The following is a 19,702-nucleotide window of genomic DNA, read 5'->3' on the forward strand; positions in this document are numbered from 1 at the left end:
GCTCTTCTTCCGTTACTTCCCCGAAGTCATCCAGCAAGGCTATCTGTACATTGCTACACCGCCCCTCTACCTCTGCACCAAAGGCAAGGTGAAAGAATACTGCTGGACCGACCAACAGCGCCAACGTTTCATCGACACCTACGGTGGTGGTTCGGAGAACGCCATTCACACCCAACGCTACAAAGGTTTGGGTGAGATGAACCCCGAACAGCTGTGGGAAACAACCATGAACCCCGAAAACCGTATGCTGAAGCAGGTGCATCTGGAGAATGCTGCCGAAGCCGACTACACCTTCTCCATGCTGATGGGCGAAGACGTTGGTCCGCGTCGCGAGTTCATCGAAAAGAACGCCACATACGCCAACATCGATGCATAAACAATCGTAATATATTAACCAACCTCACATCTTACAACGAAGAATCCCCGGAACAACAGGAAACTCCTGCTCGTTCCGGGGCTTTTCCGTTTCTGTCCCTCGGGAACAACTGTCTACCCCCTTTTCCTCCACCCCATTCACACCAACGTAACAACAAAGAGAAAAAATCATTAAAAAAAGAAAGATTTCCTGAGAAAAAGCTCTTAAAGGTTGTTTTATTATCCGAAAAGTATACTTTTGTAACAGATTCATATAAGAATCTTATTTGAAGTAACAAATCGACAGTCGATTTCCGTTTGCGAAAGCGATTGCCGATCCCTCTCGAAAGCCAGACAAACTCCTCCGGGAATATGTATGGCCTATTGTATAACCTTACTAATACGAAAAACAAACCATTAAAAAGAAAAGCCTATGAACATTCAAAGTATCGGCGAAAGCGCAGGCATCATCTGGAACCTGCTTCAAAGCGAAAGCCGGAAATGGGACTATCAGGAAATCAAACAGGCAACCGGCCTGTCGGACCGAATCATCAACGCTGCCATCGGCTGGCTGGCACGCGAAGGAAAACTTTCTATCGAGGAAACCAAAGTAGGAAGAAGAAACGTATTATACATCGAACTAAATTATTATATCGGCTAAATTATGGATAAATACACTATCGGAAACAATGCAGGCATCGTCTGGACCTTGCTGAACGACGGCAAACGCTGGAAATACGAAGACCTGAAAGCCGCATCGGCACTATCGGACAGAGACCTGAACGCAGCTATCGGCTGGCTGGCACGAGAAGACAAAATCTACTTCGAGACAGACAGCAACAACGCGGAATACCTATACCTTTCTGTCAACATCTATTATTAAAAAGACAGTAGGAGCAACATCTACACATAAGCTCCCGCCCGGCACAGCCATCGGCCAACCGGACGGGAGCTTATACTTTTCGCCGCAATCAGTCTTTCTCCAGATAGTTCCAGACCATCGCACTGAAGGCTGCACCCACAAAAGGCGCAATAATAAAGAGCCATAGCTGCGACAACGCTGCTCCACCCTCGAACAAGGCTGGACCGATGCTACGTGCCGGATTGACCGACGTACCCGTGATGGGAATGCAGACAATGTGTACCAGCACCAGCGTCAGACCGATGGCCAGTCCAGCCAACTGTCCGGCACCTTTTTTAGGGTCGGTCGAACCCAAGACAACCAGAACAAAGATAAACGTAAACACCGCCTCGGCCACGAAGGCTTGCACCGTCTCGCCAGCGTCGAAGCTGTTGGCACCCGTTGCCGTAGGGCCGTCGTGCGCACCAGTCGTGATAAGCGCATAAAGCACCGCCGACCCGATAACGGCTCCAATCACCTGAAACACCATGTACATAGCGGCCTCTTTGCCCTTCATGCGTCCCGAAAGGAAAACGCCCAGCGTAATGGCCGGATTGATATGGCAACCCGAAATGCCTCCAATAGCATAAGCCATGGCCACAACCGACAGTCCGAAGGCCAAAGCTACTCCAATAGTTCCTACACCGGCGCCTACCGTATCGGCCACGCTGCCGGCAAAAACAGCACTACCACATCCCATGAGGACGAGCACCATCGTCCCCACCATTTCTGCAATGTACTTTTTCATAAGCATATAAGATTGGTTATCCAACAATTATACGCTTTTTTTCCGAGAAAAACAAGTCTTGGGGAGAGAAATCGAGGAAAAGCACCCTTTGCCCATACCCATCTCCGCCCGATCCGGCAAAACATCAACACCTGTTTCCTGCAGAAAATACAAAGAAAAAGAGAGGCATCGGAGCACACTTATACGGCTCACGAGAGACACTTGTACGGCTCACGAGAGACACTTGCACGGCTCACGAGCAATATTAACCACTATTCAGAAGTTGAAATGCTATTCAGATAGCAGACACCATCCTGCCTGCAGTCACCGCCCGCGATCGTAACGCTGCGCGGCAATCAGTATATAAAATGCTCCCAGCATGGGTACCAACACGACACTTAACAGCAAGGCTATCTGCCCGCGCATGCCAGCCAACACCAGCAAGTAATGGCACAGAACGAGGAGCACCCCGATCATGCAGAACGCACGGCACATGAAAGTCCTCAACCCTTCGACATCGACTTTCTTCTGCCGCTCGGACGACATCGTGTTGTAGCCCGCTATCAGTTTCGGGTTTTTCCGTACAAGCAGTCCCAAGACAACAAACAGGGCGGCAAAAAGCCAGACGAGATAAGCTTCCATAACCTTCTATCATTTATACATATCGATATCCACTACCCAGCAATCATCCACATACATCTTTGTTCCAGCATAACTATGTATTTCAAATACAAAATAATCTGCTATAGCAGGAACTTCGATCGTGTAATCAAACAGTTGCCACTCTCCATATTCAAGAGGAAAAGAAGAGAGTCCGTACCCGCCTCCTCGTATAACTCCCCATGTAGCATCGTCATAAAAAGAGGCCAACACATCATTCGGAATATTATTGGTTCCGCCTTCACGGAAATAGCAATACATTCGCGGTTTAGTACCCGTACATTCCGGTTCTATGTAATAATGAAAACGCAAACGAAGAAGATGCCCGGGGGTCACCTTCACTTTTTGACTCAATGCTGCCGTAATTCCCTTAGCTGGTGAAAGCATACAGACCGCATACGACCCTTCATAGACAACATCTCTTTCCTTTATTATACAATCTTTATTACGCAAAGACCATCCCGACAAATAAGTATTCCCCATAGGAAGAGTAGTCCATTCCTCACAATTTCCATTTGTTAACAAATTCATTATGGGCTTCAATTCCAGTTCTTCCAATTTATCCAAATCGGAAGGAGAATCATTGCCTTCTTTACACGAAGTAAATAAAAGGCAAACAATCAGTAATAGATTTAAGTACAGACAACGCATATAATTCTAACTACCCGTTCACAATTTTACAGCATCCCCTGCTTCTCCAACTCCTCGGCTGCAATCTCCAGTTCCTTGTACCAGTCTTCGCCGAACTTGCGGATAAGGGGTTCACGCAGGAATTTATAGACAGGCACATTCTCTTTGCGCCCCAAGAGGACAGCCGCTTTGCAAACGTCCCAACGATGGTAGTTCACCGCCTTGTAGGGACCGTAATCGCCTACGCGGATGGGGTACAGATGGCAGGAAACGGGCTTGTAGAAATCGGTCTTACCGGCACGGAACGCTTTCTCGATGGCGCAGTAGCAGCAACCGCGCTCGTCGTAGCAAGTGAAGACACAATCTTTGTTGTTGACGATGGAGGTCACCAGATCGCCCTCGCAATCGGTATAGACTACGCCCTGACGGTCGATAACGGCACGCGCCTCGGGGCTCAGTTCGTCCCAAATGACGGGAAGCACTTCTTCCAACTTTTCCACTTCGTCCAGCTCAACGGGCGCTCCCGCATCGCCTTCAATACAACACTGCCCTTTGCAGGCATCCAGGTCGCAAAGGAACTTCTCGCGAAACACATCGAAACTCACTACTACGTCGCCTATCTGTACCATAATTATTCAATATCTCTTACTAACTGACAAAAATAAATCAGATCACTGTATACCGACTTTTTTTCCCTAACTGGGAAAAAATTTTTTTCTAACTGGAGAATATTATTTTCCTAACTGGGAAAAAAATCCGCCCCAGTTACCCCCAGCCAATACTCTGTACCGGTATCTGTCAAACATTTGCTCTTTCAAGATATTTTCCACATACCTTTAATAGCATTGCCATGAATAGCACTTATTGCCAGTACTCCCGCTTAGATAACGGAATATAGAGTTTTTATATTTGTCTTTCTTCTATTCATAAAAAAAGAGGGTGCGTCCGAATACTCTACAACACACCCTCTCTTGCTAAAATTACTTAATCAGATCCTTACCCGTCATCTCTGCCGGCTGAGGCATGCCGAGGATGTGGAGGATAGACGGAGCCACGTCGGCCAGTACGCCGTTCTCTACCTTGGCATTCTTGTTTTCCGTGACATATACGAACGGAACCGGGTTCAGCGAGTGGGCTGTGTTGGGTGTGCCGTCGGCATTCAGTGCGTGATCGGCATTACCGTGGTCGGCAATGATGATGACTTCGTAGCCGTTGGCCTTGGCTGCCTCAACAGTGTCGCGAACGCAGTTGTCGATGGCAACGACTGCCTTCTCAATGGCTGCATAAACGCCCGTGTGACCCACCATATCGCCGTTGGCGTAGTTCACCACGATGAAGTCGTACTTCTGTGTACCGATAGCCTCTACCAGTTTGTCCTTCACTTCGTAAGCGCTCATTTCAGGCTTCAGGTCGTAAGTGGCAACCTTGGGCGAAGGAACGAGGATGCGGTCTTCGTTGGCATACGGAGTTTCGCGGCCACCGTTGAAGAAGAAGGTTACGTGGGCATATTTCTCTGTCTCGGCAATGTGCAGCTGCGTCTTGCCGTTGTTGGCCAGATATTCGCCCAGCGTGTTCTGAACGTTCTCCTTGTCGAAGAGGATGTGCACGCCCTTGAACGATGCGTCGTACGGCGTCATGCAGTAGTATTGCAGACCGGGGATGGTGTGCATGCCCTGTTCCGGCATATCCTGCTGGGTCAGTACGATGGTCAGCTCTTTGGCACGGTCGTTGCGGTAGTTGAAGAAGATCACTACGTCGCCTTCCTTAATGGTGCCATCGAAAGCGCCGTTTACGATAGGCTTGATGAATTCGTCAGTTACACCTTCGTCGTAAGACTCCTGCATGGCTTGTACCATATCGGTAGCTACACGACCCTGTCCGTTAACAAGCAGGTCGTATGCTTCTTTCACACGTTCCCAGCGTTTGTCGCGGTCCATAGCGTAGAAACGGCCCACGATGCTGGCAATGCGGCCGGCCGACTGTGCGCAGTGAGCAGTCAGTTGTTCGATGAAGCCCTTACCGCTCTTCGGGTCGGTATCACGACCGTCCATGAAGCAGTGGATGAAGGTAGTGTCCTGCAAACCGTATTCCTTGGCAATGTCGCAGAGCTTGAACAGGTGATCGAACGAAGAGTGAACACCGCCGTTCGAAGTCAGTCCCATGAAGTGGATGTTCTTGCCATGCTCCTTGGCATACGTGAAGGCAGAAACAATTTCCTTGTTCTGCAGGATGCTGTTGTCGGCGCAGGCACGATTGATCTTCACGAGGTCCTGATAAACGATGCGTCCGGCACCGATGTTCAGGTGACCTACTTCAGAGTTACCCATCTGACCGTCGGGCAAACCTACGTTCTCGCCGCTCGCCTGGAGCTGTGAGTGCGGATAGTTGGCCAGCAGACTGTCCCAGTAAGGAGTGGGAGTGTTGAAGATCACGTCGTCCTTCTGATGGTCGCCACAACCCCAACCATCGAGAATCATTAAAAGAGCTTTCTTTGCCATAATGCTTAATGTATTTAAAGTTTAAATCAATCTTATTTCTTTTCCGGCCGCAAAGTTACAAAAAAAGATGCGTATGTAAAGGATTAATCTATGTTAAGTTAACACCCTTTTCGACGGTTATCTGAAAAGAATCCTTACCTTTGGACATGAGAGAGTATCTCAAGATGATTCACATAACACTGAAAACAACATGAAAAACATTTTCTTCTGCCTCCTGCTCCTGCTATCAGGACTGCTGACGGCACAAACCATCGAGAACCCCACGTTCAAGGCACGCAACGGCAGCATCCGCAACATCACCCGCATCGAGCGCACCCCTGAGTACACTAAAGTCTATATTCACGCCATTTTCCGTCCGCACTGGTGGATTATGGAAGACGGAGAAAACTATTTGGAAGATGTTGCCACCGGCAAACGCTACGCACAAACGGGCGCCGAAGGCATCGAACTGAAAAAAGAAACCTTCATGCCCGATTCGGGCGAAATGGACTTTGTACTGCTGTTTGAACCCCTGCCCAAGGAAACACAGACCATCCACATGATTGACCCTAACGGCAACGAAAGCAATACTTACGACATCTCGTTAGTGCCCGCAAACCCCAAGCAGCCATCGCCTCTGAAACAGGTGGAAGGCAACTGGTTTGCCGACGACGCGCAAGGCCACTGGACGTATGGCGTCCACGACTCGCTCGTCATCCTGAACAACCGATTGTACGATCTGACCGAATGCCGCAAGAAAGGGAAGCGCATCGTGCTGACTGCCCGCAGCCGCACAAACGGCTCCACCGCCACCCTGCAACTGACACCACGCAAGGATGGCTCCTGCCTCATTGCCCTCGACGGTGACGAAGCGCAGCGTTATGTCCGTACCCGTCCTGAGACGGTTGCCGCCGAAACCGACAACGGTTATGGAGAAGACTTTTTCCGCCGCGATAGCGTCTACCTGCAAGGCTATCTGAACGGATACGACCCGCGACTGGGCTTCGATAGCGGCATCCTCTATCTGAAAGACGAAATCACCCGGCAGGACTATCCCACCGTGGTGCCCATCAACCCCGACGGCAGTTTCCAATGTTCCTTCCTCCTGCGACATCCCGTCTGCGAAAACCTGATAATTAGAAATATAGATATACCTTTCTATGTCGAACCGGGCGACACCGTCACCCTCTACATAGACTGGGAAGACGTCATGGCCCGCAGCCGCGCACGCGATATAAACTACCCCCTCTCTCACACCGCCTACATGGGCAAGAGGACCGACCTGTCGTACCTGGCCATGACACTGAGCAAACGCTTTCGGTATCCTTACAACCAATTGTCCGAAGCACAAAAGACGCTGACGCCCGCCCAGTTCCAGGAACGGCTGAAACCCGTCATCGACCAATGGCAACAGCAGGCCGACTCGCTCTGCCGCCTTTACGCCCCCTCGCAAAAGGCCGTGTCGCTGATACGCAACCAGAAAGCTACACAGACAGGTATGGCTTACTTCGATTTCCAAATGGACCGCAGCTACTATGCACAGCAAGACACCACCAATCAGATACTGAAAGTGCAACCCGACGCCTCCTACTACGATTTTCTGAAGGAAATGCCTCTGAACGAGCAGTCGGTATTAGTCAATTACGGCACAGACTTTTTTATCAACCGCTTCGAATTCATGAGTCCGCTTTCCATTCCCCTTCAGGAACAGATAAACATGCAGAACGATGAAGCCTTTCAGGCCCTTCCCTTAAAAGAAAGACAGCTGAGACTTCAGCTGAGATTCTCTGAGAAAAAGGACAGCATCGTCAACAGCTTGTGCGCCACGCCCTCCCCATTGCTTTGGCAAATAGCCCGTGTGCGTAACCTACGCTTCATATTATCTGATGCATTTATGCAACGTCAGTATGCCGAAGCCTTCCTTACCCAGCTGGAAAAAACCGTCACTCATCCTTATCTGCGAGCCACGGCCCGCGAAATGTTGGAAGAACGGTTCCCCGACACCCCAACGACGTCGTACCAACTGCCCGAAGGGAAAGCTACCGACATCTTCCGCCGTATCATCGCGCCCCATGCAGGCAAAGTGCTGTTCGTTGACTTCTGGGCAACCACCTGCGGTCCCTGCCGGGCAGGCATAAAGGCTACGGCCAAGCTGCGCGAGCAATACCGCAACCATCCCGAATTCCAGTTCGTTTACATCACCAGTGAAGCCGAATCGCCCCTGAAAGACTATACGGAATACGTGGAGAAGAACCTGAAAGGCGAAGCCAGCTACCGCTTGGGGGACACGGACTACAAGTACCTGCGCCAGCTCTTCCGCTTCAACGGCATTCCGCATTACGTCGTGGTGGAAAAGGACGGCAGCATTTGCACCGAAAACGTCGAAGCCTACAACCTGGCCTCCTTCCTGCAACGACGTTTCGGCACGGAACAGAAGAAAACAGAATAACGCGCTGAATATCATGACAATGCAACGTCCTTCGCGAAGGGCGCTTATCCCCCGTTTGTGGGACACTTGTGTGGAACAAATGTAACGCAAGTGTGGCTCGCGAGCCGTGCAAGTGTGGTTCACGAGCCACACAAGTATCCCACAAACGGGGTACTTGTACCTTTCCCGCCGACCGGCAGAACCCGCCCTGAGGCATCCCGCCAACCGGTTCCTTCCCCCAAATTGAAACAAAACCTAAAAAAACAGGCCGGATGCACCGGCTATCGGTCCGTTTCATTACTTTTGCCCCGCATTAAAAACAAATTGAGAACAAGATATGGACGATTCAAACCCTCGAACGTGCAACAGTATTAACCCTTAACCGCGGACGGAGACCCTCTGCATCGCCAGCCTCCGTACGCAACCTAAGAAAGGAGGCTATCACCGATGAGAAAGTATCTCTACAGCGAAAACGGCTTCGTAGAGAAGCCTGTGTGGGCACCCAACTGCTGGGTAAATGTAGAATGCCCCGACAACAACGATTTCCAATTCCTGACTCGCGAACTTAACGTACCCGAATCCTTCCTGGAGGACATTGCCGACGCCGACGAACGGCCCCGCACCGAGACCGAAGGCAACTGGCTGCTGACCATCCTGCGCATCCCCATGCAGAGCAGCGACCCGCAGATTCCCTTCATCACCGTGCCCATCGGCATCATCACCAACAACGACATCATCGTCTCCGTCTGCTATTACCACACGGAGCTACTGCCCGACTTCATCCAGCACACGCGCCGCAAGGGCATCTGTGTGAACAACAAACTGGACCTCATCCTGCGCCTCATCTACTCCTCGGCCGTCTGGTTCCTGAAGTACCTGAAGCAGATCAACAACGAAGTGGCCAACGCCGAGAAAGAGTTGGAGAAGAGCATCCGCAACGAAGACCTGCTGCGACTGATGAAGCTGCAAAAGACACTGGTTTACTTCGACACCTCCATCCGCGGCAACGAGGTACTGATAGGCCGCCTGAAGAACATCTTCCAGAACACCGGCATGCTGGACATGGAGCTGCTGGACGACGCCGTCATCGAGCTGCGCCAGGCCTACAACACGGTGAACATCTACAGCGACATCCTGACCGGCACGATGGACGCCTTCGCCTCCATCATCTCGAACAACGTGAACGACATCATGAAACGCATGACGAGCCTCAGCATCACGCTGATGATACCCACCGTCATCGCCAGCTTCTACGGCATGAACGTGGACATCCACCTGGATGCCTTCCCCCATGCCTTCCTGCTCATCGTGGTGCTGTCCGTCGCCCTGTCGGCGGTGACGTTCGTGTGGTTCAGGAGGATCAAGTGGTTCTGAGAAGAAATAGCATAAAAAAGATAGGAGATGTACACTACAAACGATGTGCACATCCCCTACTCTTAGTTATCCAATGTATTGGATATTAGCCCATGTACTATACAGACGGGGTACCTGGATTAGGTTTAACTGTTACGGCTACATTGTAAACAAATGTCTTCCACTTATATGTAAAGGTAACCGGAATGTAAATGATGTATTCCTTATTAACCGGCGTACCGCTGTAGTTATAGTAAACCAATTCGTCTTTACCTCCAGAAGTTGTTCTGATAATCTTCACATTCTTTGGCAATGCACCATCCTGGTAACCTTCAACCGGTTCAATATTTCCATCAACTAACTTCAAGTTGGTCTTCAGTCTCGAAGGATCCAATTCACCGGTAGCCAGATCGAGGTATGGCCATTCACCTTCGTTTGCTTCATAGAATTCCCACAGTGCTTTCGGCAATCCGACTGTATTAGCAACGGTAGAATTGTTCCAAGCCTTGTATGTGAATTTACCTTCTATAGAGATACGAGAACCACCTTCCTGGGCATCAGTGAACGGTGCCAATGTCGGATCGCTCATAGTCAACGGTTCAATGATGAATGCCTCATAAGCCTTCACGGTCTTCACATTCCAGTCTTTGCCAACTGCATCGCAAAGTACAGCTTCCATTCTAACCGGAACATCTGCTCCAACCAATGCCTTGGCTGCTTCTGTCGGTTTCTCACCGGTGCGCGGAGCATGGATTGCATTTTCCTCTTCCAGACGAATGTTGTAAGTCTGTTCTGCCGCATTCAAGAAGTTCTTTCTTTCATTGATGATCTTGGCAGCAACTTCACCGTTAATCCACAATATAGATACGTAGTAAGAGGTTCCGTCAATCGTTTCCAGTCTATTTTGTACCGTTGCCTTCTTAGGCTCATACTTCATTGCCGAACGGTTGTAATACTGGTAAGTATAGTTATTGATGCGCGTATCGTCAAACACGAAACGAATGGTTTCATAAGGTTTCTTATAGAAATCTTCCTTCACTTTACCACAGTCATACCAAACGGCATCTTCTGCGAATAATGGCTTCGTACCTTCTTCATTCAGGAATCCGTTCAACAAGTCGGTATAAATGTTACAAGTTGCATTTTCATCCTTCCAGTCTGCTGCGTTTGTTTCCAGTTCGCCCCATGCCGGGTTGGATTCTTCCGTATCATAAACAATCGGGTTAACGTTGAAGATTGTGTACTTCGGATCTGTTGTCTTCCAGTATGTACCCAAGTGACCCCAAACGCCAAGTTCAGGCATGTTCACTCTTCTCTTCAATGTAATCTTCAGATCCGGATAAGACTTGGAATCATTTCTGTAGTAAACAACCTTGCTGAAGTCTTTGTACTTCTGACCCGGCCAGATGTTGCCCATTGTTTCTGTTGTCAAATCCCAAAGGATATTATAAGAATCTACACCACCTTCGGTATTGATTACGTTCTTAGCCGTACCATAAGGTTCAGAAGCATTTTCGTCAAATGTCGTATAGATAGCCTTGAATTCTTCGTGAGTCATACCGCCTTCTTTAGCCTGGTGGTAGATTAATTCATTCATCATCTGAGTCGTTACACGGCTTTGGATGCCACAAGCATAGCAAATCGGATCAAACTCGATTGTGATTTCCTTCACACCAATTTCTCTTGTCCATTTTACTTTCAGATAGCGCTGTGCAACCAATGCATCACCGTTTTTGGTATCAACCAATGATATACGCACGATAGGCTCACGACCGATAGCTGTAGCAGATGTTCCTTCAATTGTATACACCTTTGATGTCATGATACCATTGGACGGAGAATCAATTTTTGCAAACTTCTGCTGGTCGGTCTTATTGGTATTACCTTCCGGACCTCCTAAAGTGATGTATGGAGCTGCTGCCAGACTAAAGCGGAATTCCAGACCATAATCCTTGTAATTCTTGAACAGTTCGTGTTGAGCATGATCCTTCCATGCCTCTGCCTCATCAGAAACACAGACTGTTACATACTTCTTCAGATCCAGTTCTTCGGCATAGTCTGCATAAATGTCAATATCCTTACCTGCTAAAGATTCATATGTACAAATGGAGTCACGATAGTGTACATAGAAACTTCCATTGGCATCTGTCTGAACTTCGTCAGCAAAATAGTCGGTAGTCAAAGGTTTGCTGAAATTTGTTCTGATATTGGCAATATAAGGCACTTTAACCAGCTCTTCAATACGCGAATATTCAGAGTTCACATAGGTCTTTGTCCCTGCTTCATAAGCTTTCCGTTCCTCAGCATCCAGATTTTCCTTAGCAATGGCAGCTTTAGCCGATGCCATCCAGAATTTTTCTTGTCCAGGTGCGGGGTGAGCATCGCCCGTGCTCATGATTCGGTCGTTCAAGAATTCTTTGCTTTTCTTGAAAGTAACAGTCATCAGACTCTTGTCAATTTTAAAACCTGTCACTTCAATAGGACTGTTCTGCTTAATCAGGTCACTTTCAGCTGCACGAGTTATGTTTTTAGAAGTCATGCAGTCGAAGGCTAGACTTTCCAGATCCTGCGTACGGACACCCATATTAGGACTTACCTGATAATATGCCTCGTTCTTCTCACTAGACAGATAACGTACTTTCGCACCCGCTACAGCCGTATGGTCCAACACAGGGCGTTTGGAGTGATCGGCAGGTGTTGTCATTACTGGATGCAATGGGTCAGAATAATCCGTTACAGCATGTCCTTTAATAGGAGTATATACCTGCGGAGTATATTTCAACGAAGTGAAAATAATGGCAGGAATACCATTGATATGCTGCGTAGGAACCAAATTCATGCTTGTCAGACGATGGCCTAACAGTCTGATAACTTCTTCACTTAACTGAGATACTTTTGCAGCCAAAGCATTCAGCTCTTCGTCTGATACAAAATCACTTAAAAGTTCCGCTTTCAAAGCTTCAATTTTCGCATTTACGTCCTCTAGTGAAGCTTTTTTGCCCAACTCTTCCTGAATTTTCTTTTCAGCATCAGCAATTGCTTGCTTCAGCATTTGTTCCAATTCTTCCTGTGTCACTCCATCAGGAGTGTTTTCACCAACTTGAGCCAAAGCTTCTTCAGCTTCAGCTTTAGCAGCCTGAGCTTCTTTGATTGCTTTATCAGCATCAGCGACAGCCTTATTAATGGCAGATTCAACGCTACTGATTTCTGATCTTAACTCCTCAATAGAAGCTTTCTGATTCACTTGCTCCTGCAGATTAGCAATCTCATCATCGTAATCTTTGCAAGAGGTAAATGTTCCAGTGGAAGCCATTAATAGGGCACTCACTAGCATTACATTAAGATACCTTCTTCTCATAGCACATAACATTAAAAAGTTAAACATATTTCCAGGATTTTCCTGTTGTCATGCAAATGTAGCCCAATCCGTTTCATCAAGTTAGGATTTTTAAAGCAAGAATAAGGATTTTTAAACCCAATTCTATCCTACAAATAGGAAAATTGAAGCATTAATTTTTAATAATCAACTAATAATCAATATATTAAAAATCCTACTAATACGTCATTCATTTCTCATTCATCCGCAATTTTCAGTCTTCTGATTATCAAAAAGCAGACAGTTTTGGGACTCAAAATTTGCCATCAATCTAAATTGAACCCAGATTTGAAAGCATAAATTCTTTTTTTCAACAATAGCAAACGTTAAATAAGAAGGGACACAACAGCAGAATTGCAGGCACACCAGCCTGCATTTATTAGATTAGAAAAGTCGCGAGTAACTGTGAATGTGCAGTTCAGCTAACCACACAACTTACGTTACGAATGCAATATTAGCTTATTAATTAGAGATTCTTCCGGATGACTTTTGCACACTTCACTCCAAATCCGGGATGAACATACGTCCTTATTGAGGCGTTTTACGGAACAATGAAGGGGTTGTGGAAAACAGTTGTTTGAATACGCGCGTAAAATAACTGGTATCTTCGAAACCACAGTTCATGGCAATCTCACCAATAGGCTGCTCTGTGGAAGCCAGCAGGCGCTTGGCTTTTTCCATACGGATTAATAAAATATAAGCCGTAGTACTGTAATTGGTTATGGCTCGTATTTTACGATTCAGTTGAGACTTACTGACACAAAATTTATCTGCAACCATTTCCGCATTCAGTGCCTTTTCGGCCAAATGCTGATGTATAAATTCAGTCAAGTTGTTCAGGAAGTCACGGTCGGCAGGACGCAATTCAACGTTCCCCGTATTGCCCTCGCACAATGCTTTCGAGTATTTTTCACGCAGGATGCGCCGCTGGTTCAGGATATTTTCAATTTGCAGCAATAGTTCGTCGGCATTGAAAGGTTTCAATAAATAAGCCTCTGCTCCAACCTGTATTCCCTTCAACCTATCGGTTTCCTCACTTTTCGCTGTTGTAATGATGATAGGGATATGGTTGAGCGTTTGTGAACTGCGTATATTTTGACACAAGGTGTATCCATCCATCTCAGGCATCATCAGATCCGTAATGATTAAATCGGGCATATTTTCATTGCATACGTTCAAAGCTTCACATCCATTGTGTGCATGCCTGATCCGATACTTGCCCTCAACGAGCTTATGAATGTAGAATGACACATCTTGATTATCTTCCACAATCAGAATCAACGGATTAGCATTCTCTAAAGGTTCTTCATCTATTACGGTTATATCACAGGCTTCAGCAGGCTTTTCATCGTTTTCCGGCAAACTACTCAAAGCAGGTTCACTTTCTTCAACCCGAATTTCAATGTGAGCCTTTGGATTCTGTAAGGGTATCCGGATGGTAAATTCGGCTCCTCCCTCTTTGCTGTTGTCAGCGGTGATACTTCCATTCATACTTTCAACCATTTGCTTGACAAAAGCCAATCCGATACCGGTACCCATATTATTTTTGCTGTTTGCCCCTTGGTAAAATGCGTCAAAGATGTATGGAAGTTCTTCTTTTGATATTCCTTGCCCGTTATCAGTAATTTGCAGAATCAACTGCTTGTCGGATGCTGTGCCCAAGTGAACTTGTATCATTCCCTCTTTGGGAGCGAATTTAATAGCATTACCGAGCACATTCTGCAATATTTTATTGATGTATTCAGGAATGTAATCTGCCTGTAGCGTCTGTACTTGTGTAGTGAAGATGAGTTGGATATGTTTGGCATTCAGATAACAGCGATAGCCATCCAAAACCAACCGGATGTAAGAAACAATATCTGCATGCACCCATTTCTGCTGTTCCATACCCGGAGCCGATTTGGCTGCATCAAGCAACTGGTTAACCAGTCCGAGCAGACTGCGGCTTTGTCTGATAATGGTATCCAGATAATCGTCCACATCTTTTTTCCCCAACTCCTGTTTTTTCAACTGTTCAGCCAAGCCTATGACGACAGTAAGTGGAGTCCGAAATTCATGGGTAATGTTAGTAAAGAAAGTACTTCTCATCTGAATCGTACGTTTCAGCTGCCGGTTGGTTCGGAGACGTATGCGCTGAATGTATAGCAGAAGCAATATAATAGTTACAGCCAATATAGCAAATAACACACTACCTATAAGAATTGTATTTTTGGATTTCTGCTCTGTTCGATAAGCATTCCGAGCCACGTTGACAGTTTTCTGAGCTTTATTCCTCTCATACTTCATCTGTAAGTTCAGCGTATTGTTTTTATTTTTCTCGTTCATTACACTATCCGTATATGCCAAACTTTTTTCGTAATGACTAATGGCTTCCTTAAAGTTCCCGGCCTGTTGGCAGGCTAGAGACTTCAACCTGTATATTTCAGACAAATGTTCGGGTGAGTGGATATTCAGTGCTTCCTGTTCACTTCTTTCGATATAAGGCTCGGCTTTTCCACGCAGATTCTGCAATAAATACACACGCGCAATGGCAATGTGTGCTTCCAGCCAATGCCACCGATCTGAATTTTCTTCCATAAGTTGGCTCGAACTTTGGTAATGTTCCAAAGCTTCTTTCCAATTTTTATGTTTTTCTGCCATACGTCCAAGATGATTGTGACAAAGAGCTATACCCAGATTGGATTGAGCCAAACGATTGAATTTCATAGATTCCTGGTAATAGATGTAGGCTTTTGCTGTTTCCCCTTTCGTTTCCAATATACTCCCAATATTAGCATAGTTAATGGCTTGTCCCAAATAGCTGCCCAATTCCTTTTCTCCTTCGAGTGCCTTACCGAAAGCCTGCATGGCAATTTCTGCATTGCCCAGAGTCAGATGGATGTTACCGATGCCGTTAAGCGAGACTACCTTGTTCTTTTTCGCTGTTTCCGAGATAGTGTCACTCCAGTTTTCACAATAACGTAATGCATTATAATGGTTGTTCGATGCCTCATCCAAGATCCCCATACGCCTGAAGTTTGTACCTATATTATTATATGCCTGAATGATTTCGTTAGTGTCTTGCGCCGCCAAAGCATATTCCAAACCTTTATTATGAGCATTCAAAGCATCCCTGAATCGGGACTCATCCCGCAACTTTTTTCCTTTTATCTTATAAGCGATACTAAGGGCGTAATTGTTCCTGGCATGCTGACGGATGAAATAGTCAAGCGAATCGGTTTCAGCCATCCGTTTTGCCTGTTTTTCTATTTCTTGTTTACCCGCATCCATACCTGTTCCTTCATGTACGGACGGGACACAGCTTACCATTATTAGTAAAACACTTAATATCTGTATTATAAGGCGCTGCATAAGTAGTAATCCTATATTTTTTATTATAATAATCAAAAGGAGATTGTCATAATGCAAAAATAGCAGAATTTAACAAAACAGAAAAGGTTTTTAATATTAAAAAAACGCCAACGATGAATTATCATTTTGTTTACTCATTTTAATCTTGGCAATCCGCCTTGACTTTTATTTTCCAAGCACATTCTCGCCTCCAAGATAGTAACATTATTTAAAATCCAGCGAAAGCTGCCCGTCGCCCAGCAGATTGAATGTCAGGCGGTGATAGGGCGTAGTGCCGTGCTCGGCAATGGCGGCGCGGTGTTTCTTGGTGGGGTAGCCTTTGTTCCGGTTCCAGTCGTAGTAAGGAAACTCCTCATGCAGGCGATTCATGTAGTCGTCGCGGTAGGTTTTGGCCAGAATGGAAGCGGCGGCAATGGAAAGATACTTGCCGTCGCCCTTCACCACCGTGGTGTGGGGGATGTCAGCGTACTTCCGGAAACGGTTACCGTCGATGAGCAGATGCTGGGGCCGTATCTTCAGCTGGTCGATGGCGCGATGCATAGCCAGAAAGGAAGCGTTCAGAATATTGATTTGGTCAATTTCTTGCGGCGAAACCACACCCACAGCCCACGCCAGGGCCTCCCGTTCGATAACTTCACGCAAGGTATAACGTTGGTGTTCGGTCAGTTGCTTGGAGTCGTTCAGCAGCTCGTTACGGAAATCTTTGGGCAGAATGACAGCAGCCGCATAAACAGCCCCCGCCAGACAACCGCGTCCGGCCTCGTCGCAACCGGCTTCGATCAAATCAGGGTTCAGGTAAGGAAGTAACATCTGTCTCGTTTTTCTGGTTTCGACAGCAAATATAGGAGAATAATATCAAAAAAAGGATGCCTGCCGGCATCCTTTTTCCTAAACCATTCTCTTAGTATGTTCATTCTACCTTTCTACAAGTCGTCTTATCATAATACTCGTAGGAATCTTCTTTTTCATAATATTCGAGTACCATTTCCGAAGCATTCAGCTTTACGACCGTATATACTTCAGTAGAGTATCTTTCGTCAATCATGAGCTGGTTACCCTCTAACTTCCACGAGAACTTCTGAGTATTATTCTGATAATATCCACTCCCGTCAGCTTCGAATGTAACAAATTCACCTCCAACTTCTTCGCTCCATCTGTCATTGTATTCAGGTTCCTCATCGTCAATTTCGTAACCTTCACTCCATACAGCTTCCCACTTACCGACAATAGCAGCAGGATCTATACTTTCGTCATCATCGCTACACGATGCAAAACCTGCACTTAATACAAAGGCAAACAAAAGAAAAGACAAATACTTCAAAGTTTTCATAGACGTTTAATCTGTTTTAGTGGCTTCAACAGGTCCTCTCAAGCCATCGGTTCATATTAAAAATGCAGCGTAGGGACCCTCAGAAACAGTTCCTTTCTGCTACGCCGCATATCCATCTGCTATGTGCAAATATAAAGTAAACCGCAGATTAGTAAAAAAACGTTTTTATATGTATTCGTCTTATAACAGAGGCTTCAAGGATTATCCGGTCGAAAATAGCGATTATGCCGACCAAAATAATTCCTCTTAGAACACGCTCCAAGCCACAGTGAGTCCGGCCATGACGATGGCTACCATCGACATCAACTTGATAAGGATGTTCAGGCTGGGGCCAGAAGTGTCCTTGAAGGGGTCGCCTACCGTATCGCCTACCACAGTTGCCTTGTGAACATCGCTACCCTTGCCGCCGAAGTTTCCTTCCTCGACATACTTCTTGGCGTTGTCCCACGCACCACCGGAGTTGGCCATGAATATAGCCAATACGAAACCGCTGCTCAAGCCGCCAATCAGCAGCCCCAGCACACCCGACACGCCAAAGACAATACCTGTCAGAATGGGAGTAATGATAGCAATGAGCGACGGAACCACCATCTCGCGCTGCGCACCACGGGTCGAAATGGACACGCAACGGGCATAGTCGGGTTCGGCCTCGCCCGTCAGGATGCCTTTGATTTCGCGGAACTGACGGCGTACTTCGTCTACCATGTGTGCGGCAGCACGTCCTACGGCATTCATTGTCAGTCCGCAGAACAGGAAGGCCATCATGGAGCCGATAAACATGCCCGACAGCACCTTGGGATTCATTAGTGTGACGTCGTAGTGGTGCATGAAGTCGAAGAACGTAGCGTCCTGCAAAGGCACGGCCTTGTCGCCTACAAAGATTTCGGTAGTCCCGAGGCGGGTCAGTCCGATGCGGATTTCTTCGACATACGAAGCCAGCAGAGCCAGTCCCGTCAATGCGGCCGAACCGATGGCGAAGCCCTTACCCGTAGCAGCCGTCGTATTGCCCAGCGAGTCGAGGGCATCGGTACGTTTGCGCACTTCGGCTCCAAGTCCCGACATTTCGGCATTACCGCCGGCATTGTCCGCAATGGGTCCGTAAGCATCGGTAGCCAAGGTGATACCCAGCGTAGAAAGCATACCTACGGCAGCAATGCCGATGCCGTAAAGTCCAAGGCCTACGTTGCTGAAGTCGAAGCCCGAAGCGAACAGATAGGAAGCAATGATGCCCACTACCACCGCAATCACCGGAATGGCTGTGGAAAGCATGCCCAGACCGATGCCGGAAATGATAACCGTGGCCGGTCCCGTCTTTCCGCTCTCGCTCAGGCGTTGTGTGGGCTTATAGGACTGCGAAGTGTAGTATTCCGTGGAGCGTCCGATGACGATGCCCACCAGCAGACCAACGACAACGGAACACGAAATCCACATCCAATTATCGAGCTTCAGCAACCAGAGGATGAAGAACGTAGCTATTACGATGAGTACCGAACTGAGGTTGGTACCGAAGCCCAGCGCGCCGAGCAGGTCTTTCATTGTGGCGTTCTCCTTGGTGCGTACCGAGAAGATACCGATGATGGAGAGCAGGATGCCCACCGCCGCAATCAGCATCGGGGCAATGACGGCCTTGTACTGCATCAGCGTGTCGCCCGAGTGTATGAAGGCTGCCGCACCCAGTGCCGCCGTGGCCAGAATGGAGCCGCAATAGCTTTCGTAGAGGTCGGCACCCATACCAGCAACGTCGCCTACGTTGTCGCCTACGTTGTCGGCAATGGTGGCGGGATTGCGCGGGTCGTCCTCGGGGATGCCGGCTTCCACCTTACCCACAAGGTCGGCACCTACGTCGGCCGCCTTCGTATAAATACCTCCACCCACACGGGCAAAGAGGGCCTGCGTCGAGGCACCCATACCGAAGGTAAGCATCGTAGTGGTAATGACGCAGAGTTTGTGTGTGGGTGTCAGCGCGTCGGCAGGTATCACGGCGTTCAGCAACAGGTACCAGAAGGAAATGTCCAGCAGTCCCAGTCCGACCACTACCAGTCCCATCACCGCACCACTGCGGAAGGCGATGCGCAGACCGCCGTTCAGCGAGCCTCGGGCTGCATTGGCTGTTCG

General features: G+C 47.6%; 14 protein-coding genes and 1 pseudogene (2 of these 15 cut by a window edge). 5 read left to right on the forward strand and 10 right to left on the reverse strand.

Going from position 1 to position 19,702, the window contains the following annotated elements:
* The 3 genes from gyrB to QVP67_RS09850 form a co-directional block, all read left to right on the forward strand.
* Nucleotides 1–376 carry the 3' portion of a DNA topoisomerase (ATP-hydrolyzing) subunit B gene (gene gyrB, locus QVP67_RS09840; RefSeq protein ID WP_022163391.1) on the forward strand. The gene continues 1,625 nt to the left of window position 1, outside the view, so the window shows 376 of its 2,001 coding nt (coding positions 1,626–2,001); its start codon lies off the left edge, out of view; the stop codon is at nucleotides 374–376.
* Nucleotides 377–787: 411 nt separating this feature from the next.
* Nucleotides 788–1,015 carry a winged helix-turn-helix domain-containing protein gene (locus tag QVP67_RS09845; protein ID WP_022163392.1) on the forward strand — a complete coding sequence of 76 codons (228 nt, stop codon included), beginning with the start codon at nucleotides 788–790 and terminating at the stop codon, nucleotides 1,013–1,015.
* A gap of 3 nt (nucleotides 1,016–1,018) precedes the next feature.
* Nucleotides 1,019–1,237 carry a winged helix-turn-helix domain-containing protein gene (locus QVP67_RS09850; RefSeq protein WP_022163393.1) on the forward strand — a complete coding sequence of 73 codons (219 nt, stop codon included), beginning with the start codon at nucleotides 1,019–1,021 and terminating at the stop codon, nucleotides 1,235–1,237.
* A gap of 88 nt (nucleotides 1,238–1,325) precedes the next feature.
* On the opposite strand, the gene QVP67_RS09855 is transcribed toward QVP67_RS09850, so the two are convergent.
* From QVP67_RS09855 to gpmI, 5 genes are all read right to left on the reverse strand, one after another.
* On the reverse strand, nucleotides 1,326–2,003 hold the full coding sequence (locus QVP67_RS09855) for an MIP family channel protein (RefSeq protein ID WP_071148585.1): 678 nt from the start codon (nucleotides 2,001–2,003) through the stop codon (nucleotides 1,326–1,328).
* Between the two features lie 303 nt (nucleotides 2,004–2,306).
* Entirely contained in the window at nucleotides 2,307–2,624 is a 318-nt protein-coding gene (locus QVP67_RS09860; RefSeq protein WP_022163395.1) for a DUF3784 domain-containing protein, read from the reverse strand.
* Between the two features lie 9 nt (nucleotides 2,625–2,633).
* Nucleotides 2,634–3,209 (reverse strand): hypothetical protein, encoded by a 576-nt coding sequence (locus QVP67_RS09865; RefSeq protein WP_071148394.1) that lies wholly within the window; start codon nucleotides 3,207–3,209, stop codon nucleotides 2,634–2,636.
* 110 nt (nucleotides 3,210–3,319) lie between these two features.
* Nucleotides 3,320–3,901, reverse strand: coding sequence for a DUF3109 family protein (locus tag QVP67_RS09870; RefSeq protein ID WP_022163397.1), 582 nt, complete (start codon nucleotides 3,899–3,901; stop codon nucleotides 3,320–3,322).
* A gap of 351 nt (nucleotides 3,902–4,252) precedes the next feature.
* A complete protein-coding gene (gene gpmI / locus QVP67_RS09875) occupies nucleotides 4,253–5,770 on the reverse strand; it encodes a 2,3-bisphosphoglycerate-independent phosphoglycerate mutase (protein ID WP_022163398.1) in 1,518 nt (505 codons plus the stop codon).
* 190 nt (nucleotides 5,771–5,960) lie between these two features.
* Here gpmI and QVP67_RS09880 point away from each other — a divergent pair, with 190 nt between their 5' ends.
* Together QVP67_RS09880 and QVP67_RS09885 are read left to right on the forward strand one after the other, a co-directional pair.
* On the forward strand, nucleotides 5,961–8,198 hold the full coding sequence (locus QVP67_RS09880; protein WP_022163399.1) for a TlpA family protein disulfide reductase: 2,238 nt from the start codon (nucleotides 5,961–5,963) through the stop codon (nucleotides 8,196–8,198).
* Nucleotides 8,199–8,624: 426 nt separating this feature from the next.
* Nucleotides 8,625–9,551: a magnesium transporter CorA family protein gene (locus QVP67_RS09885; protein WP_022163400.1), complete on the forward strand. Its 927-nt coding sequence runs from the start codon at nucleotides 8,625–8,627 to the stop codon at nucleotides 9,549–9,551.
* A 97-nt stretch (nucleotides 9,552–9,648) separates the two neighbouring features.
* Here QVP67_RS09885 and QVP67_RS09890 read toward each other — a convergent pair whose 3' ends face one another.
* From QVP67_RS09890 to QVP67_RS09910, 5 genes and pseudogenes are all read right to left on the reverse strand, one after another.
* A complete protein-coding gene (locus QVP67_RS09890) occupies nucleotides 9,649–12,864 on the reverse strand; it encodes a hypothetical protein (protein WP_288180097.1) in 3,216 nt (1,071 codons plus the stop codon).
* A 570-nt stretch (nucleotides 12,865–13,434) separates the two neighbouring features.
* Nucleotides 13,435–16,134, reverse strand: coding sequence for a hybrid sensor histidine kinase/response regulator transcription factor (locus QVP67_RS09895; protein ID WP_288180094.1), 2,700 nt, complete (start codon nucleotides 16,132–16,134; stop codon nucleotides 13,435–13,437).
* Between the two features lie 327 nt (nucleotides 16,135–16,461).
* The gene (locus QVP67_RS09900) at nucleotides 16,462–17,067 is read right to left on the reverse strand and encodes a ribonuclease HII (protein WP_022163403.1); all 606 of its coding nucleotides are present in this window, start codon (nucleotides 17,065–17,067) and stop codon (nucleotides 16,462–16,464) included.
* 100 nt (nucleotides 17,068–17,167) lie between these two features.
* Complete coding sequence (locus QVP67_RS09905) at nucleotides 17,168–17,587, reverse strand: hypothetical protein (RefSeq protein WP_022163404.1); 420 nt, start codon at nucleotides 17,585–17,587, stop codon at nucleotides 17,168–17,170.
* Between the two features lie 246 nt (nucleotides 17,588–17,833).
* Nucleotides 17,834–19,702, reverse strand: a pseudogene (locus QVP67_RS09910) (sodium-translocating pyrophosphatase) (it continues 361 nt past the right edge of the window).

This window comes from Bacteroides sp. CAG:633 (assembly GCF_000435115.1).
Classification (GTDB): Bacteria; Bacteroidota; Bacteroidia; order Bacteroidales; family Bacteroidaceae; genus Bacteroides; species Bacteroides ndongoniae.

Excerpts from the sequence above, each read along its gene's own strand:
- QVP67_RS09870 (WP_022163397.1), bottom strand. The coding sequence starts at position 3,901 with ATGGTACAGATAGGCGACGTAGTAGTGAGTTTCGATGTGTTTCGCGAG.
- QVP67_RS09895 (WP_288180094.1), bottom strand. The coding sequence starts at position 16,134 with ATGGCTGAAACCGATTCGCTTGACTATTTCATCCGTCAGCATGCCAGG.
- QVP67_RS09905 (WP_022163404.1), bottom strand. The coding sequence starts at position 17,587 with ATGAAAACTTTGAAGTATTTGTCTTTTCTTTTGTTTGCCTTTGTATTA.
- QVP67_RS09900 (WP_022163403.1), bottom strand. The coding sequence starts at position 17,067 with ATGTTACTTCCTTACCTGAACCCTGATTTGATCGAAGCCGGTTGCGAC.
- QVP67_RS09850 (WP_022163393.1), top strand. The coding sequence starts at position 1,019 with ATGGATAAATACACTATCGGAAACAATGCAGGCATCGTCTGGACCTTG.
- gpmI (WP_022163398.1), bottom strand. The coding sequence starts at position 5,770 with ATGGCAAAGAAAGCTCTTTTAATGATTCTCGATGGTTGGGGTTGTGGC.
- QVP67_RS09845 (WP_022163392.1), top strand. The coding sequence starts at position 788 with ATGAACATTCAAAGTATCGGCGAAAGCGCAGGCATCATCTGGAACCTG.
- QVP67_RS09880 (WP_022163399.1), top strand. The coding sequence starts at position 5,961 with ATGAAAAACATTTTCTTCTGCCTCCTGCTCCTGCTATCAGGACTGCTG.
- QVP67_RS09860 (WP_022163395.1), bottom strand. The coding sequence starts at position 2,624 with ATGGAAGCTTATCTCGTCTGGCTTTTTGCCGCCCTGTTTGTTGTCTTG.
- QVP67_RS09890 (WP_288180097.1), bottom strand. The coding sequence starts at position 12,864 with ATGCTAGTGAGTGCCCTATTAATGGCTTCCACTGGAACATTTACCTCT.
- QVP67_RS09855 (WP_071148585.1), bottom strand. The coding sequence starts at position 2,003 with ATGAAAAAGTACATTGCAGAAATGGTGGGGACGATGGTGCTCGTCCTC.
- QVP67_RS09885 (WP_022163400.1), top strand. The coding sequence starts at position 8,625 with ATGAGAAAGTATCTCTACAGCGAAAACGGCTTCGTAGAGAAGCCTGTG.